12 protein-coding genes are annotated in these 15,697 nt (G+C 44.9%); 7 read left to right on the top strand and 5 right to left on the bottom strand.

The annotated features are described in order from the left end of the window. Positions 1-9 precede the first annotated feature (9 nt). Positions 10-3,180 carry an efflux RND transporter permease subunit gene (locus BMZ72_RS12665; RefSeq protein ID WP_089808791.1) on the top strand — a complete coding sequence of 1,057 codons (3,171 nt, stop codon included), beginning with the start codon at positions 10-12 and terminating at the stop codon, positions 3,178-3,180. Between the two features lie 79 nt (positions 3,181-3,259). Here the strand turns inward: BMZ72_RS12665 and BMZ72_RS12660 are convergent, their stop codons facing one another. Next, positions 3,260-3,778, bottom strand: coding sequence for a hypothetical protein (locus tag BMZ72_RS12660; RefSeq protein ID WP_218155239.1), 519 nt, complete (start codon positions 3,776-3,778; stop codon positions 3,260-3,262). Positions 3,779-3,861: 83 nt separating this feature from the next. Further along, entirely contained in the window at positions 3,862-6,540 is a 2,679-nt protein-coding gene (locus tag BMZ72_RS12655; RefSeq protein ID WP_089808789.1) for an AsmA family protein, read from the bottom strand. 107 nt (positions 6,541-6,647) lie between these two features. Here BMZ72_RS12655 and BMZ72_RS12650 point away from each other — a divergent pair, with 107 nt between their 5' ends. The 3 genes from BMZ72_RS12650 to BMZ72_RS12640 all read left to right on the top strand — a co-directional run bounded on the left by BMZ72_RS12650 (position 6,648) and on the right by BMZ72_RS12640 (position 7,941). After that, entirely contained in the window at positions 6,648-7,241 is a 594-nt protein-coding gene (locus tag BMZ72_RS12650) for a TrmH family RNA methyltransferase (protein WP_089808787.1), read from the top strand. Positions 7,242-7,313: 72 nt separating this feature from the next. After that, a complete protein-coding gene (locus tag BMZ72_RS12645; RefSeq protein ID WP_143087680.1) occupies positions 7,314-7,559 on the top strand; it encodes a hypothetical protein in 246 nt (81 codons plus the stop codon). 13 nt (positions 7,560-7,572) lie between these two features. Next, positions 7,573-7,941: a hypothetical protein gene (locus tag BMZ72_RS12640; protein WP_089808783.1), complete on the top strand. Its 369-nt coding sequence runs from the start codon at positions 7,573-7,575 to the stop codon at positions 7,939-7,941. A 59-nt stretch (positions 7,942-8,000) separates the two neighbouring features. On the opposite strand, the gene BMZ72_RS12635 is transcribed toward BMZ72_RS12640, so the two are convergent. The 3 genes from BMZ72_RS12635 to BMZ72_RS12625 form a co-directional block, all read right to left on the bottom strand. Then, positions 8,001-8,909 (bottom strand): NmrA family NAD(P)-binding protein, encoded by a 909-nt coding sequence (locus BMZ72_RS12635; protein ID WP_089808781.1) that lies wholly within the window; start codon positions 8,907-8,909, stop codon positions 8,001-8,003. A gap of 120 nt (positions 8,910-9,029) precedes the next feature. Continuing rightward, the gene (locus BMZ72_RS12630) at positions 9,030-11,438 is read right to left on the bottom strand and encodes a ribonucleoside-diphosphate reductase subunit alpha (protein WP_089808780.1); all 2,409 of its coding nucleotides are present in this window, start codon (positions 11,436-11,438) and stop codon (positions 9,030-9,032) included. 90 nt (positions 11,439-11,528) lie between these two features. Beyond that, entirely contained in the window at positions 11,529-12,500 is a 972-nt protein-coding gene (locus BMZ72_RS12625; RefSeq protein ID WP_089808778.1) for a ribonucleoside-diphosphate reductase small subunit, read from the bottom strand. 465 nt (positions 12,501-12,965) lie between these two features. Here BMZ72_RS12625 and BMZ72_RS12620 point away from each other — a divergent pair, with 465 nt between their 5' ends. The 3 genes from BMZ72_RS12620 to BMZ72_RS12610 all read left to right on the top strand — a co-directional run bounded on the left by BMZ72_RS12620 (position 12,966) and on the right by BMZ72_RS12610 (position 15,683). Beyond that, a complete protein-coding gene (locus tag BMZ72_RS12620; RefSeq protein ID WP_089808776.1) occupies positions 12,966-13,598 on the top strand; it encodes an ABC transporter ATP-binding protein in 633 nt (210 codons plus the stop codon). Between the two features lie 10 nt (positions 13,599-13,608). Then, positions 13,609-14,715, top strand: a complete 1,107-nt coding sequence (locus tag BMZ72_RS12615) for a hypothetical protein (protein ID WP_089808774.1) — start codon at positions 13,609-13,611, stop codon at positions 14,713-14,715. A 95-nt stretch (positions 14,716-14,810) separates the two neighbouring features. Next, positions 14,811-15,683, top strand: coding sequence for a YegJ family protein (locus BMZ72_RS12610; RefSeq protein ID WP_089808772.1), 873 nt, complete (start codon positions 14,811-14,813; stop codon positions 15,681-15,683). Positions 15,684-15,697: the final 14 nt, after the last annotated feature.

The raw sequence follows: 15,697 nt of genomic DNA, 5'->3' as shown, positions 1-15,697 counted from the left end.
AGAAGAAACATGATTGCAAATACTTTTATACGCAGACCGGTTACCGCAATAGTTATTTCTGTTGTACTGGTGCTGGTAGGTTTGCTGGCGATGACCAATCTGCCCATTGGCCAGTATCCGGAAATTTCGCCCCCCACTGTACAGGTAACCGGTACTTATATCGGTGCGGATGCACAGACGGTGGAGCAGACGACAGCTACTCCTGTGGAAGTGCAGGTGAATGGTACGCCTGGTATGACTTACATGACCAGTAACAGTACCAACAGTGGTGCAATGAGTTTGACCGTGAACTTTGAAGTGGGTACTGACATCAATATCGCCGCACTGGACGTACAGAACCGTGTGGGTATTGCGCAGCCAACCCTGCCTCAGGAGGTACAACGTTTAGGTCTGACCGTAAGAAAGCGTAACCCCAGTATCCTCATGCTGGTGGCTTTATATTCTCCGAATGGTACCCATGATGTAACCTTCCTGGATAACTATACCAACGTTTACATCAAGGATGCATTGCTGCGTGCGAAAGGTGTGGGTGATATCTTCACCCGTGCGGATGATTTCAGTATGCGTGTATGGCTGAAACCAGACAAGCTGGCCCAGATGGGTGTAACAGCAGAAGAGGTGAGAGCTGCGATCACTGAACAGAACGCGCAGATCTCCGCAGGTACCGTAGGTGCTCCTCCTCAGAAAACCGGACAGACATATGAGTATACCATTTTCGTAAAAGGCCGTCTCGTAACAGCTGAGGAATTTGGTAATATCATTATCAAAACCCGTCCTGACGATGGCGCAGTTGTATACCTGAAAGATGTTGCCCGTGTACAACTGGGTAAATTCAGTTACAGCAACAACTCCTATGTAGATGGTAAGAGAGCATCTTACCTGCTGGTTTACCAGGCGCCAGGTAGTAACGCGATCGAAACAGCAGAAGCGGTATATGAAACAATGGAGCAACTGAGCAAAAGCTTTCCGAAAGATGTTGCTTATGTAGTACCATTTGAGTCTGTATCCGTGATCGAGGTGTCTATCCACGAGGTGGTGGAAACCCTGCTGGAAGCACTCGTACTTGTGGTGATCGTGGTATTCCTCTTCCTGCAAAGCTGGAGGGCAACCATTATTCCGGTACTTGCGATCCCTGTGTCTATCATTGCGACGTTCATCTTCTTCATACCACTTGGATTTACCATCAACACCCTGACCCTGTTCGGTTTCGTACTGGCGATCGGTATCGTGGTGGATGACGCCATTGTGGTGGTGGAGGCGGTCCAGCATAATATGGACCATGAACAGATGACGCCGAAGGAAGCTACTTATGCAGCGATGAAGGAGATCTCCGGACCGGTAATGGCTATCGCCCTGATCCTTGCGGCGGTATTCGTACCGGTAGGATTTATTCCGGGTATCGTGGGACGTCTGTATCAGCAGTTTGCGATCACGATCGCGATCTCCGTACTGATCTCCGCGTTTGTGGCATTGTCCCTGACACCGGCACTGTGTACGCTGATCCTGCGACCTATGCACCTGGATAAGGACTCAAAAGGTCTGAATAAATTTTTCTTTAAGTTCAATACCTGGTTTGGTCATGTGACCAGCCGTTATTCACTGGGTGTGAAGAAGAGTATCCGTTGGTCGCGTTATGTGATCATACTGCTGCTTTGTATTGTGGTAGGTACCCTGTTCCTCTTCAGAGGTAAGCCGACAGGCTTTATCCCAACAGAGGATGATGGTCGTATATATATCACTTTTGACCTGCCTGAATCATCTTCTACTGAGCGAACGATTGCTGTCATGACGGAAATGATGCATACACTGGATAGCGTAAAAGCGATCGGTCACTATGCAGCACTGGGTGGTCTGAACGTAGTAAGTTTCGCGACCAAATCAAACAGTGGTACGATCTTCTGTCAGCTGAAACCATGGGATGAGCGTAAAGACAAATCTCAGCAGATATTCGCACTGGTAGGACAACTTCAGGCGAAACTCTCCAGATTTAAGGAGGCAAATGTGGTAGTAATTCCGCCTCCGGCGATCCCTGGTCTGGGTTCTACCGCAGGTTTCTCCTTCATTCTTCAGCAGAAGAGTGGTGGTGGCGACATCAAGGAATTTGAAGGTGTACTCCAGAAATTCACGATGGCGATCAACCAGCGTCCTGAAATCGCGAGAGCGTTCTCCTTCTTTACCGCACGTACGCCTGGTTACCAACTGGAGATAGACCGTGAAAAGGCGAAGAAGATGGGCGTACAGATATCCTCTATTGCTACTGCATTACAGACTTATCTTGGTAGTGCTTATGTGAATGACTTTACGGTGTACGGCCGTAACTTCCGTGTAGTAACGCAGGCTGATTCCACTTACCGTGGAGATATCAAGGATCTGGCGCAATATTTTGTGAAAAACTCTTCCGGTACCATGGTACCATTGAGTGCGCTGACATCCTATAAGGTGACAGAAAGTGCGCCGGTTATCTCTCACTATAACCTGTTCCGTTCTGCGGAAATAAATGGTAGCCCTGCACCTGGATATAGTAGTGGTGACGCGATCAAGGCATTACAGGAAGTAGCTGCACAGGTGTTACCGGAAGGTTATGGATATGAGTTCTCTGGTTTGAGCCGTGAGGAATTATTATCAGGATCGAAGACCGTTTACATCTTCGCCCTGTCTATCATCTTCGTATTCCTCTTCCTGGCAGCCCTTTATGAAAGCTGGTCGGTACCGTTCTCCGTACTGCTGGCCGTACCTATCGGGGCCTTTGGTGCGATCCTGACACTGACATTCCTGCCTGCATTAACAAACAACGTATATGCACAGATTGGTCTGATCACCCTGATTGGTCTGTCGGCAAAGAATGCGATCCTGATCGTGGAATTTGCAAAAGAGCGTGTGGACAGAGGTATGGAACTTGTCACGGCGACTGTGGAGGCGGCCAAGCTGCGTCTGCGTCCGATCATCATGACTTCCCTTGCGTTCCTGTTAGGTATCATGCCGCTGGTATTATCCAGTGGTGCAGGTGCTGAATCCCGTAAAACGATGGGATGGACCGTATTGGGTGGTATGTTCACTGCGACCTTCCTGGCGATCTTTATCGTACCGGTGCTGTATGTGGTAATTACCCGTCTGGCATATGGTAAGGATAAACTGAAGCAAATGCAGGAAAATTACAAAGCGATGCAACACGAATTATAAACGGAAAACATTGCAACTGAAAAGGCGCCCACCATATGGTGGGCGCCTTTTTTTATTGAAAGAAAGTAAAAAAGTCTGGTTATTTACCGATGGTCATATAAAAGAAAATAATTGCAGCAGCCATAGATGCGGCAATCATCACCAGGAGGGTGATGAGTAATAATTTCCAGCCTACGTGTACCCTCATTTTATTGTGAGGAGGCTGTACGTCTTCATAATGAACATCTTTCCTGTTATACCATGTACCGGTAGTAACCGGAGCTGCAGCTTCCTGCGCGACCTGTTGCATGATCGCTGATCTCAGGTGTGCAGGTGGTAAAGCGGCCTCCTTGAACGCCATGCGTTCTATACGACGCTCGATCTCGTCCTGTTCGGTCTGGACTTCCGGAAAGAAATCCAGGTGTATCCGATACTCGGCTTCCTCTTCAGGACTTGCGAATCCAAGGAGCACTTTCTCCAGATTTCCATCTGATATGTAACGCTCGTAGTCCATAGTTACATGTGGGTATTTCTCAGTTAACGCATCCGTTTCCCGGATGGAGATATAATATTGCAGTTCTGCGAAGGTGGTGAAAAAGTCAGACAAAAAGTTGTCCAAACTAGTGAAAAACGTAAATACACTTAAAAAAATGGAAACCGGTCCCGGGTGAAGGGGAGGACCGGTTTCGCAAATATTATAGCTTAGTTACTCTTCTTTTTGAAGATATTTCCGATAGTACTTTTTACCGCTTGTTCCGCTTGTTTACCGGCATTCTGCAAAGGTTGTGCCTTCGTTCCGGTCGTATCTTTCTGACCTGTGATCTGTTTGGTGATCTGGTCTTTCAGACCGGCAACAGCGTTGTTTTTGGCAGCATTCAGTGAATCCTTGAGGGCTGTTTTCACTGTGTCTACCTTGTTTTTTACCAGGTTAGTAGCCTGATCTTTCAGGTTATTGAGTGTACCGGAAGTAGTTTCCTGCAGGTCGGTTTTATACGTTGGCTTCATGATGTTACCACCGAGCAATACGTTCAGGTGAATACTGTCACTGATATTAACAGGGATACCTTTAGCCGTAGCCTGAGAAGCCAGGCTTGTCACCAGGGCATCTCCCTGTTTTCCGATCACGCTGCGCGGCAGGGTCATCTGTAAGGTGTAATCCAGTGACTGGTCAAAACCGTGGGAACCACCTACCAGCATACTGATGTTGCTGACGTTCACTTTGAACGGATTCACCTTTACGCGGCCGTTTTCAAAAGCGAAATAGGTTTTGATATCTCTCAGGGAGAAGTTTTTCAGTTGAGATACATTCAGGGTGCTTGCCAGCTGGTCTATCGGACCAAACTTCTGCAGCGCACCTTCCAGTACCAGCAGGTTACCGTCACCTGTGAGGCTGCTCAGTAAAGGCATCATATCCTGACCGAGTTTGCCGGTCAGTTCCATATGGGAATTGATCTTACCATTCAGGAATTTAGCCACCGGCATCAGGGCCTGTACAGTATTGAAAGCGTTGAATGTTTGTTGTACGTCTACGTTCTGTACACTGTAAGACATGTTGATATCCGGGTTGGTCTTACTGTTTTTAGTGCTGTAGCTACCATTTACTTCCATGTTACCCTGTAAGGCATTTGCCTTGATCTGTTGCATGGAAACGGTTTCATCTTTCAGTAAGAGGTTACCGGAGAGGTTCGACATATCGAGCTTGTCGTAGTGTACTTTATCTACCTGTGCCTGTAAAGCGAGGTTCAGGTTAGCCGGAACAGCAAAGGGAGCGCTGGCTGTATCAGCTGGTGTTGCAGCTGTGGTAGTTGTTGTTGTACCCATCCATTTGTCCAGGTCTACCTGGTCGGCTTTAAAGGCCAGTTTACCCTCCAGCGGCTGGTTCTTCAGCATATAGGCCAGCATGTTATTCACTTCACCATTTGCCTGGAAGTTGGTACCCATGTATTGTCCATCGAATTTAGACACTGTCACATTCTTTGGATTGAACTGCATGGACAGGGTATTTACTTTAACACCGTCCGGGTAATCTTTGCTACGATACAGCAGATCGCTGATCAGGATACTACCGGCAGCGTAGAATTTATCATATGCCTGTTTTTCGATGGCGCTCATGTTACCTTTTGCAGAAACATCCGCATCTACGATACCACTCAGGGCGGTACCTGCTTCCAGTTTTACGAACTGGGATACTTTTGACAGGTCGAGTTTACCTTTTGCAGCACCGTCTACATACATGTCGGAGATCGGTGTTTTTACCAGGAGGCGCATATCCAGCGGTGTATTATCCATTTCCACATGCGCGGAAGGTATGTCTACAATCGTGTGATCAGGTACGCCATCCGCGTTGTTGACGCTCATTTTTACCTGGATATTCTTCACAGGCTTAGGGAGGTCAGGATATTGGAAGAAACCGTCTTTAACGGCCAGGTTTAATCCGAAAGCAGGCATCTGGGTAGCGCTGTAAGTGCCTTTTACATAACCGTCGAAGGCAGCGGTACCAGAAGTTTTGATCTTATCAAAATCCTGCATGAAGATAGCGGGCACCAGGGAGAGAATGTCTTTAAACTGGGTAGATGGTGCTTTCATGGTAAGGTCCATGCCGTAAGTGCTGTCATCGACGAGTTTAAAGAAGCCCTGGAAGGCCAGTTCGAGATTGTTCAGCGTGGCTTTACCTTTCTGGAAGGTATAGGTGCTGGTTTTATTATCTACCTGAATGTCTGCATCCATTGTTGTTTTGGTACGCAGCAGGTAGGGGATAAGACCATAACGGAAGGTAACGCCTTCAGCCTGGGTGGTAGTCTGGAGGGTGAACAGATCCTGTGTGAAGTCACCTTTACCCTGGTGGTTCAGGCCTTCGATGAGCATACCCATATCACCTTGTTCATCATCATAGCGGATAGTGGCATCTTCGATGCTGTATTGCTGAAGATTGAGGGCGAATTTGGTAGTGGCGGTATCTGCCGGGGTGGTTTGGGCGGTGTCTGGTTTGGTAATATCCCAGTTCACCAATCCTTCTTTATTAATGATGGCATGTATGCGGGGCGCTACGATATCCACATTGTAGATATCCATTTTATCGCCTTTGATCACGCTCATGAGGTTGAGAGCCAGATCAATTTTCTTAACGGCAAACAGGGTATCGCCGGCGAAGGGCGCTCTGTTTACCACGCTCAGGTCTTCAAGGGCTACTGCCAGCCTTGGAAAGTGTCGTATCAGACTGATATCCACATCTTTAAAGTCGACATCAGCTACGAGTTGTTTGTTCAGCTCTGTTTTGACGATAGACATGATCTTGCCCTTGAAAAAGTATGGGATGGCAATAGCTGCGATAACCAATACCAGCAAGAAAATTCCTACAATTTTGAGGATTTTTTTGAGCATTTTTTAAATAGATGTTTTTTAGTATGTATGAAGGTAGTAAGGAAAAGCGGTATTCTAAAGTCCGATTTAAGTTAAATTTGTGCTCTAAAATATATACTTACCTGATTATGACGCCGGAACGTAGAGAAAGGTTACTATCCGTATTAAATAAAAGACAGGCAGGTTTAACTGTCGTCCTGGAGAACGTATTTGACCCGCATAATGTATCTGCGGTATTGCGTACATGTGATGCTGTGGGCATCCAGGATATTTATGTACTGAACACCCAGACTCCCCGTCGCAAGAAATGGGGGCACAAGAGTTCTTCCAGTGCAGCCAAGTGGCTGACTGTGCATCAGTTTAATGATACCGCCGCCTGTATAGCAGCTGTAAGAGCAAAATATGATAAGATCTATACGACACATCTGGCGGCAGATGCAAAGAGTCTGTATGAGCTCAATTTTACTGGTTCTGTAGCATTGGTATTTGGTAATGAGCAGGAGGGAGTAAGTGAAGATATGAGGAAATTGTGTGATGGTAATTTTATCATTCCTCAGGTGGGCATTATCAAGTCTTTGAATATTTCTGTGGCTTGTGCCGTAAGCATATATGAAGCAATGAGGCAAAAATCGATTGCAGGCCATTATGAACAAAAAAACCTACCGGATGCTCAATACAATGAATTGCTTGAGGAGTGGGGGTTTCAGGAAGATGACATGTGAGTCGGGTAGTTTTGGAGGAGTTTGTTGAATGAGATATTATGCTAATTTCCGTTGCAATAAAATTTATGCAAAATGGACGTTATTGTAGACATTCAACGAGAGTTTATGAAGGAACTGCAGCGGAAGCTGGATAACCCTAAAGCATCTGCTATTGCAAGGGAAGGGATATCGTTATTCAGCTGGGCAGTGAATGAAATGATAAAAGGCAGGAAGATCGTTTCTTTAGATCAGGAGCAGGGTACCTATGTTGGAATTACCAGTCCGCTTTTGAGAAAGGTGAAACCAGTTCCTAAGCCAGAACAAAATTCTTCCAACTAAAAATTAACCATTCATGTTAACCCAGTTACAGGCAGAAGACGAATTATTAGTCGTCCCTTCAGAAGGTAGGTTCAGATTTGCACTGACCTTCATGACATTGTTTATTGTTCTGATATCTATTATCATTTTGATCTCATTATTGTTTGTAAAACCATTTGATGGGTCAGGGGATATCAGTCATATCATTTCTCAAATCAACAGAGAGACTGTCAATGATAGTCTGATAAACGATAAAACAACATTGGTGAAATATCTGCAGGAAGAGAAGAAGGGATTCAGGGATTTCTTTTTGCAATTATGCCAGTTAGTGCTGTTAAATTTACTACTACCAATTGTAACAGCAGTGATGGCTTATCGTATAGGGGCAAAAGAAAGTGAGTAAGTGAAATAAGTTTTAGCAATAAAAAAAAGCGGCAGTTTTCAGACTGCCGCTTTTTCTTTTTATTCCGCTGTTGTTGTTTGCAACAACGTACTTATAAATGTTTTTGCACCTGTGAACTGAATGTCCGTATAACGGCGATTATTCAATGGGAATAATTCCGTGCTGAACATACTTTTCATATACTGCAATTGTTGCCATGCCGGATATAATTCATTTTCTCCTTCAGGATGGGCTGCCCTTTCGTGTTTAATCAGGGCCATCAAATCTTCCAGGCTGCCTTGCCGAATCAGTTTAAATTCCTGTTCTTTCAGTTCACCTGCAATTGTCGCCAGTTCCTTAGGGCTTACCTGAAAACCGGCAATGCGCAGAAAGCGGGGAGTGGTAGCATCCATTGCTGCAGCAGCGGTATAGGAGGCCACATCGTCCATGGTGGTGAAGTCTATACGTTTATTTTCATCTTCCCAGTAACTGACACTGTTATTATGCAGGTCGAGTAAAGGATTATTACGCATCAGTATTTCTGCAAAGGCGCCATTGAGTATAGATGTGGCGGCTATGGGGGCTTTCTCCAACTGTTCGTGGAATTTACGCCTCAGATCGAAGTTCCGGTTTTCTTCGGCTGCCTGTTTTGTGAAATCGCTGGCGTAATCAGAAGGTATGAAGCGGGGAACGCCCGCGTTGACTGCTGCCTGTAGCAGCACTGATTGTACATCAATAATGACATCTTCCAGGCCCTGCAATGCAGATACCACACAGTCTACATCTTTACAGGCTAATGTCAGCTCATTGATATTGTGCATATCCGTCTGAATGACACCAATATCATATTGTTTCAGGGCGCCGATTTTCTCCAATGCAGTATTAGGACGGATGACAGCCCGTACATCTGCACCTTCGTCCAGCAGTCCGCGGATGATCTTTTCTCCAAGATGTCCGCTTGCTCCTGCTACCAGAATTTTTGCATTCATACAGTCGTATTTTTAAGCGGTATACCGCATTATTAATGCCTGTTTTTATCAGGTATTGCAATAAAAAAAGGGTAGTCTTGCGAGACTACCCTTTTACTATAATGATGTGTTATTATTTCATCAGGCACTGCAGGTGACGCAACCTTCTTCCATGGTGCAGACAGCGCCCTCAACAAATTCAACTTCGTCGAGTTTGGTGTCCACAGTTTTGGCAGCTTTGGATTCACCGGCTTTCTTTTCCACCATTGGTTCCATCTGCTGACCACCTTGTTTTTCAACAGTAAACTGTACTGCCTGAGCAGCTGCCTGTGTACGCAGGTAGTACATACCTGTTTTCAGACCTTTCTTCCATGCGTAGAAGTGCATAGACGTCAGTTTTGCTGCGGAAGGTGTATCAACGAACAGGTTCAGTGACTGAGACTGGCAGATGAAAGCACCGCGATCGGCTGCCATGTCAATGATCGTACGTTGTTTGATTTCCCATACTGTTTTATACAGTTCCTTGATCTGTGAAGGGATCTCAGGAATATGCTGGATAGAGCCATTGGAAGTAATGATCTTATTCTTCATATCATTATCCCACAGACCCAGTTCCACCAGATCTTTCAGCAGGTGTTTATTTACTACTACGAACTCACCGCTCAGTACGCGACGGGTGTAGATGTTGGATGTGTAAGGTTCGAAACATTCGTTGTTACCAAGGATCTGAGAGGTTGATGCGGTTGGCATCGGCGCCAGCAGCAGGGAGTTACGCACACCATGCTTTTTGATCTCTCCTTTCAGTGAGGTCCAGTCCCAGCGTGGAGAAGGTGTTACACCCCACATATCGAACTGGAGGATACCTTTTGATACTGGTGAACCTGCATATGTTTCGTAAGCGCCATCTTTGATGGCCAGGTCTTTTGATGCATTCAATGCAGCAAAGTAGATAGTTTCGAAGATTTCGCTGTTCAGTTTTTTCGCTTCTTCGCTTTCGAACGGATAACGCATCAGGATGAACGCATCAGCCAGACCCTGTACACCCAGACCAATAGGACGGTGACGGAGGTTACTGTTACGTGCTTCATCTACAGGGTAGAAGTTATTATCGATGATACGGTTCAGATTCAGTGCTGCCTGGTAAGTTACTTCGTACAGTTTTTCGTGGTCGAACTGACCGTCGATTACGAAGCGTGGCAGTGCCAGGGAAGCCAGGTTACATACTGCTACTTCGTTAGCGTCAGTATATTCGATGATCTCTGTACACAGGTTGGAACTTTTAATAGTACCCAGGTTCTGCTGGTTAGATTTGCGGTTTGCAGAATCTTTATACAAGAGGTAAGGAGTACCTGTTTCAATCTGTGCATCCAGTACAGCAAACCAGAGGTCCTGTGCCTTTACTGTTTTACGTGCACGGTTTTCTTTCTCATATTTAGTGTAGAGTTTTTCGAACTCTTCACCCCAGCATTCGTGCAGTCCTGGTGCTTCGTGTGGGCAGAACAGGCTCCATTCGCCGTTCTCTTCTACACGTTTCATGAACAGGTCCGGTACCCACAGTGCATAGAACAGATCTCTTGCACGCATCTCTTCCTTACCGTGGTTTTTACGCAGGTCCAGGAATTCGAAGATATCAGCATGCCATGGTTCCAGGTAGATAGCGAAAGCGCCTTTACGTTTACCACCACCCTGATCTACATAACGCGCAGTATCGTTGAATACGCGCAGCATCGGAATGATACCATTGGAGGTACCGTTGGTACCACTGATATAAGAACCTGTAGCGCGGATATTGTGAATGCTCAGACCAATACCACCAGCACTCTGGGAGATCTTCGCAGTTTGTTTCAGTGTATCATAAATACCCTCAATACTATCATCCTGCATAGTGAGGAGGAAGCAGCTGGACATCTGTGGTTTAGGTGTACCGGCATTGAAGAGGGTAGGTGTTGCGTGTGTGAACCAACGCTCACTCATCAGATTGTATGTCTTGATCACAGCATCGATATCCTCTTTGTGGATACCAACAGACACACGCATGAACATATGCTGCGGACGTTCAGCTACTTTACCGTCTAATTTCAGCAGGTAAGAACGTTCCAGTGTTTTAAAACCAAAATAGTCAAATGCAAAGTCACGATCATAGATGATGCTGGAATCCAGGATAGCAGCATGTTTCATGACGATTTCATATACATCGTCTGCTAACAGTGGAGCAGGTTTGCCTACTTTCGGATCGATGTAGTTATACAGATTCTCCATTGTTTTGGAGAATGATTTCACTGTATTTTTATGGAGATTGCTCACAGCGATGCGCGATGCGAGCAAGGCATAGTCAGGATGTTTTGTAGTAAGCGATGCTGCAGTTTCTGCGGCAAGATTATCCAGTTCACTGGTTGTTACTCCGTCATATAAACCCTGTATTACTTTCTTAGCTACGTCTATGGCGTCTACGTACTCCGCATTCAGTCCATAACACAGCTTTTCAACACGAGCAGTAATCTTGTCAAACTTAACAGCTTCTTTGTGGCCGTCGCGCTTAATTACAAACATGGTTAAATGAATTTAAGAGGTTGAGTAAAGTATTTATTAAAATGTGGTTGTTGGCAAATTCTGCAATAACATGCAATTATTATGCCTTTATCAGAAATCTTCGTCAAGACTGAAAGTCTGTGTATCCTTACCAGACATTACACCAGCTTTCTGATAGTCACCCACGCGTTTTTCGAAGAAGTTTGTTTTACCCTGCAGAGAGATCATCTCCATAAAATCAAACGGATTTGCTGTGTTATATATTTTAGCATATCCCAGTTCACCTAACCAGCGGTCTGCAACGAACTCAATGTATTCGCTCATTAATTTACTGTTCATACCGATCAATGCTACCGGTAATGCCTCAGTGATGAATTCTTTTTCAATGGTCACTGCATCACGGATAATGGTATGTACCTGTTCTTCCGGCAGTTTATTTTCCAGCATGCTATACAGCAGACATGCGAATTCGCAATGTAATCCTTCATCACGGCTGATCAGCTCATTGGAGAAGGTCAGACCCGGCATCAGGCCTCTTTTTTTCAGCCAGAATATAGAGCAGAAACTACCACTGAAGAAGATACCTTCCACAGCTGCAAATGCTACGAGACGCTCAGCGAAATTGCCGTTCTCAATCCAGCGTAATGCCCACTTTGCTTTTTTGGTAACAGCAGGAACTGTTTCTATTGCATGGAACAGGCGATCTTTTTCAACCGGATCTTTTACGTAAGTGTCTATTAATAATGCATATGTTTCAGAGTGGATGTTTTCCATCATGATCTGGAAACCATAGAAGCAACGTGCTTCAGGTAACTGTACCTCACTCATGAAATTAACAGCGAGGTTTTCGTTAACGATACCATCACTTGCTGCGAAAAATGCGAGTACATGGGTAATGAAATGACGTTCCCCATCGTTGAGATTATTCCAGTCCTTCATATCTGCACTGAGATCAATCTCCTCTGCTGTCCAGAAACTAGCCTCATGTTGTTTGTATTTCTCCCATACTTTTGGATAGTTGATAGGCAGCAATACAAATCTGTCTTTGTTTTCCTTTAAAAGCAGTTCATTCTCTAAATTCATCGCTCAATAAATTTTATATATGGTTAACGTATGAAGATAGAAAGGACATGAAGGAGAGATTATCCCCATTTTAAGTTATTCATTGGACCCTTTCCTGTTACCCTTTGATACGTGAATGTGTTCCGATCGAAATTTCTTGTGCCAGCTCGGTTTGAAATATTCATACCCGGCTTCCGGGGTTGCGCTCATATTCCTGGAGACTTGTTACTCGTATCGCGAACTCTTACAAATGTACACAGGAATAGCTGGGGGGACTGTTTAAGTTTTTAACAGACTGTGGAAAAAGAGCAGATGAATTTTGGAAAGGTAATCTGACAGGGCAATTAGCCGTTTTTAGCGAATTTAAATCCACAATTCTGGGTTTTTAACAGCTCCCAAACCCGCAAAGTTTTGTTAAATCCACTGCTGGTAACTGAAATTCAGCCATTTAATCCACATATTTACAAATAAATCATATCTTTTTTCATGGCATCGCATGTTATTAATCTTCAACAAGTTGTAAAAAGCTATCACGACACCGTCATACTCGATATCCCCGGTCTGGAGCTGGATTATGGGGTATATTGGCTTTTAGGTGGTAATGGTGCCGGCAAAACAACTTCTATGAAGGTAATGGCAGGCCTGATTCCATTCCAGGGGGATATATTACTGGACAATACTATCAGTTGCAACAAACAACCTGTGCAATATCGCCGTTATGTGAATTACGCAGAGGCTGAGCCATTATATCCAGGGTTTATTACCGGTAGCGATTTGGTTGCGTTGTATGTGAAAACAAAGGGAAAGGGATTCAGAGAGGTGCAGGAAATGATTGATTTACTGGGAGTTGGGTCGTTTATCCACAGGCCGGTAAGCGGCTATTCAAGTGGCATGTTAAAAAAGGTCTCTTTACTCCTGGCTTTTACCGGTCGTCCGAAAGTTATATTACTGGACGAACCCCTGATTACGCTTGATACACAGTCACTTCCATTGTTATACACATTAGTGGAGGAGTTTCATCAACAATATGGCGTCACCTTCTGTATTACCTCACATCAACCGGTGACGGCAGGATCTGTTCGTCTGCAGGTACAGGACAAAAACATTGTGAAAATTTAAGTTATCCACAATGGCATTATCCAAAATATTCACAACCCGCTTTTATGCGAAGAATACCGGTTTCTTCCTGGTGATCTTTTATTTCTTCTTCGGGATTGTTCCCGGCGGACAACTTCCTTCTTACCATTATACACTTATAAAAGGCTTTACCGGGAGTCCCAGCTTTCTGGCGCTCGTCTGTTTGTTGTGGTTATTATATAATCTGAAGTGTATTGCATTTATCATCAATGTTTTATCCACAAAGGAGCATTCCTTTTTATATGGTACGCTGGGTATACTGGAGGGAAGTACCAGGTGGCGTACCTGGCTATGGGTACATCTGACTTTATATGCGCCGGTATTGATCTATAGTCTTATAGCAGCAGGTATAGCAGCGAAACTGGGTTTTCAGCTGGCTACTTTCGTGATTGTACTATTCAGTTTGCTGATGCTGATTGCCCCGTTGTGGATATATGTGCATAAGATGAAGCATCCGGGCACTGTTTCCATATTGTCCAGGTGGCAGCAATGGTTCAACAGGACTGTCCGGAAACCAATATGGTCTTTTTACGGACATGAATTACTCAATAATAATATGCGATCACTGGGCATCGCAAAAATAGCATCGGCAGTTATCGTCATAGTGACCTGTTCCCTGATGGCAGACAAGTATGACGAGCGTGTCTTACTGGTGGGAATACTGATATGTGTACTTGCCCAGAGTGTACTGGTGTATAATCACAGGCGCTTTGACGATCTTTACCTTTCCATGCTGCCACAGCTGCCGGTACCCATGTGGAAAAGATATCTGCAGATGGGAGGGTTGTACCTGGCGCTTGTCGCTCCGGAAAGTATATTGCTGATATATAAGACCTGGCAGCAGGCGGCCCCCATACACTGGGTCATGTTAATAACCAGTGGCCTGTCAATGCTGATGTTGTTCCGTAGTCTCCTGTATTTTCCACGAACAGACCAGGATAAGTATTTCAGGTGGGTACTGATCATTGTTGTGACCATACTCTTTATGGGGCTGGCCCGGCTTTACTGGTATGGTATTATAGGCATGCAGGTGCTCGCAGGTACTATTTTTTACAATAGGTATTACCGTTATGAGGCGCCCCTGGAAAAAGTGGACTAAAAGCCTTCATTATCATAATAAAAATATAGGTATATTCGTTCGAAAGGCTGTCACAGCGGTTAGGGAAGGCACAAAATATACATAACCATTCACCTATGGGTTTCTTATCAAAATTCTTTGGTAAACGTAGCAAAGCTGTTTTAGAGGACCATTTGCCGGTTGTACACATAGCCGATGACGACGAAAGGATGAACTGGGCCATTGAGAAGGCAAATGCCACTTTGCACTATTTCCAGCATAGTCTGTTGCAACCGGAACCGGTACAGCAATACTTCTCCGTAAAAGTACTGATCGACGACGGTGTAAATCGCGAACATCTCTGGTTAACCTCTCCCAGTTTTGACGATGAAGGAAACCTGTATGGCGTAGTAGGTAATAAGCCTGTCTATGTTAATTCTGTGTTTGTTAACCAAAAGATCGGTATCGATCCACGTTTTATTTCCGACTGGATGATCATTGAAGATGGCCGCCTGATAGGCGGATACACTATCCGGGCTATCCGTGAGGGGAAACCTACACATGAATGGCCGGAATTTGATCGTCAGGTGGGGCTTTATATTGACGAAGGAATTGACTACTTTGTACACGACTTTTCCACGCCAGAAGGCGCCATACTATGCCTGGAAGATGCTTATGATGAGCATAATATAGAAAAAGCGATCGCCTGTAAGAATTTTGTAGAGGAAGGAAGACTTTTGCTGATGAGAATGAATGACATTTACAATGGTAATGACATTCTGCAGACCACTGCCGACATTCTGCGTACATCGTTTATAAAAAGCCTGGAAAAAGAAGGATTTCCCATGTTCAAAGGGATTCGCCGCGCTTTCCCTTACCGTAAGAAGATCACGGAACAGCTGTATCTGATTACAGAGGTTTACATCTTCCCAGGTGGAGAAAAAGCCAGACAGCAGATCTATACTTTTAAAGGTAAAGATGGCTGGCGGGTATTAAACATTGCTGAGTAACAAAAACACAGGTC

The organism is Chitinophaga sp. YR627, from assembly GCF_900114995.1.
In the GTDB taxonomy this organism is placed as follows: domain Bacteria; phylum Bacteroidota; class Bacteroidia; order Chitinophagales; family Chitinophagaceae; genus Chitinophaga.
The sequence above is the reverse complement of the archived record's forward strand: the minus strand, read 5'-3'. Positions and strand labels throughout refer to the sequence as shown.

What these genes read in the sequence shown, in the direction of transcription:
- BMZ72_RS12665 (WP_089808791.1), top strand. Translation starts at nt 10, where the DNA reads ATGATTGCAAATACTTTTATACGCAGACCGGTTACCGCAATAGTTATT.
- BMZ72_RS12655 (WP_089808789.1), bottom strand. Translation starts at nt 6,540, where the DNA reads ATGCTCAAAAAAATCCTCAAAATTGTAGGAATTTTCTTGCTGGTATTG.
- BMZ72_RS12650 (WP_089808787.1), top strand. Translation starts at nt 6,648, where the DNA reads ATGACGCCGGAACGTAGAGAAAGGTTACTATCCGTATTAAATAAAAGA.
- BMZ72_RS12645 (WP_143087680.1), top strand. Translation starts at nt 7,314, where the DNA reads ATGGACGTTATTGTAGACATTCAACGAGAGTTTATGAAGGAACTGCAG.
- BMZ72_RS12640 (WP_089808783.1), top strand. Translation starts at nt 7,573, where the DNA reads ATGTTAACCCAGTTACAGGCAGAAGACGAATTATTAGTCGTCCCTTCA.
- BMZ72_RS12635 (WP_089808781.1), bottom strand. Translation starts at nt 8,909, where the DNA reads ATGAATGCAAAAATTCTGGTAGCAGGAGCAAGCGGACATCTTGGAGAA.
- BMZ72_RS12630 (WP_089808780.1), bottom strand. Translation starts at nt 11,438, where the DNA reads ATGTTTGTAATTAAGCGCGACGGCCACAAAGAAGCTGTTAAGTTTGAC.
- BMZ72_RS12625 (WP_089808778.1), bottom strand. Translation starts at nt 12,500, where the DNA reads ATGAATTTAGAGAATGAACTGCTTTTAAAGGAAAACAAAGACAGATTT.
- BMZ72_RS12620 (WP_089808776.1), top strand. Translation starts at nt 12,966, where the DNA reads ATGGCATCGCATGTTATTAATCTTCAACAAGTTGTAAAAAGCTATCAC.
- BMZ72_RS12615 (WP_089808774.1), top strand. Translation starts at nt 13,609, where the DNA reads ATGGCATTATCCAAAATATTCACAACCCGCTTTTATGCGAAGAATACC.
- BMZ72_RS12610 (WP_089808772.1), top strand. Translation starts at nt 14,811, where the DNA reads ATGGGTTTCTTATCAAAATTCTTTGGTAAACGTAGCAAAGCTGTTTTA.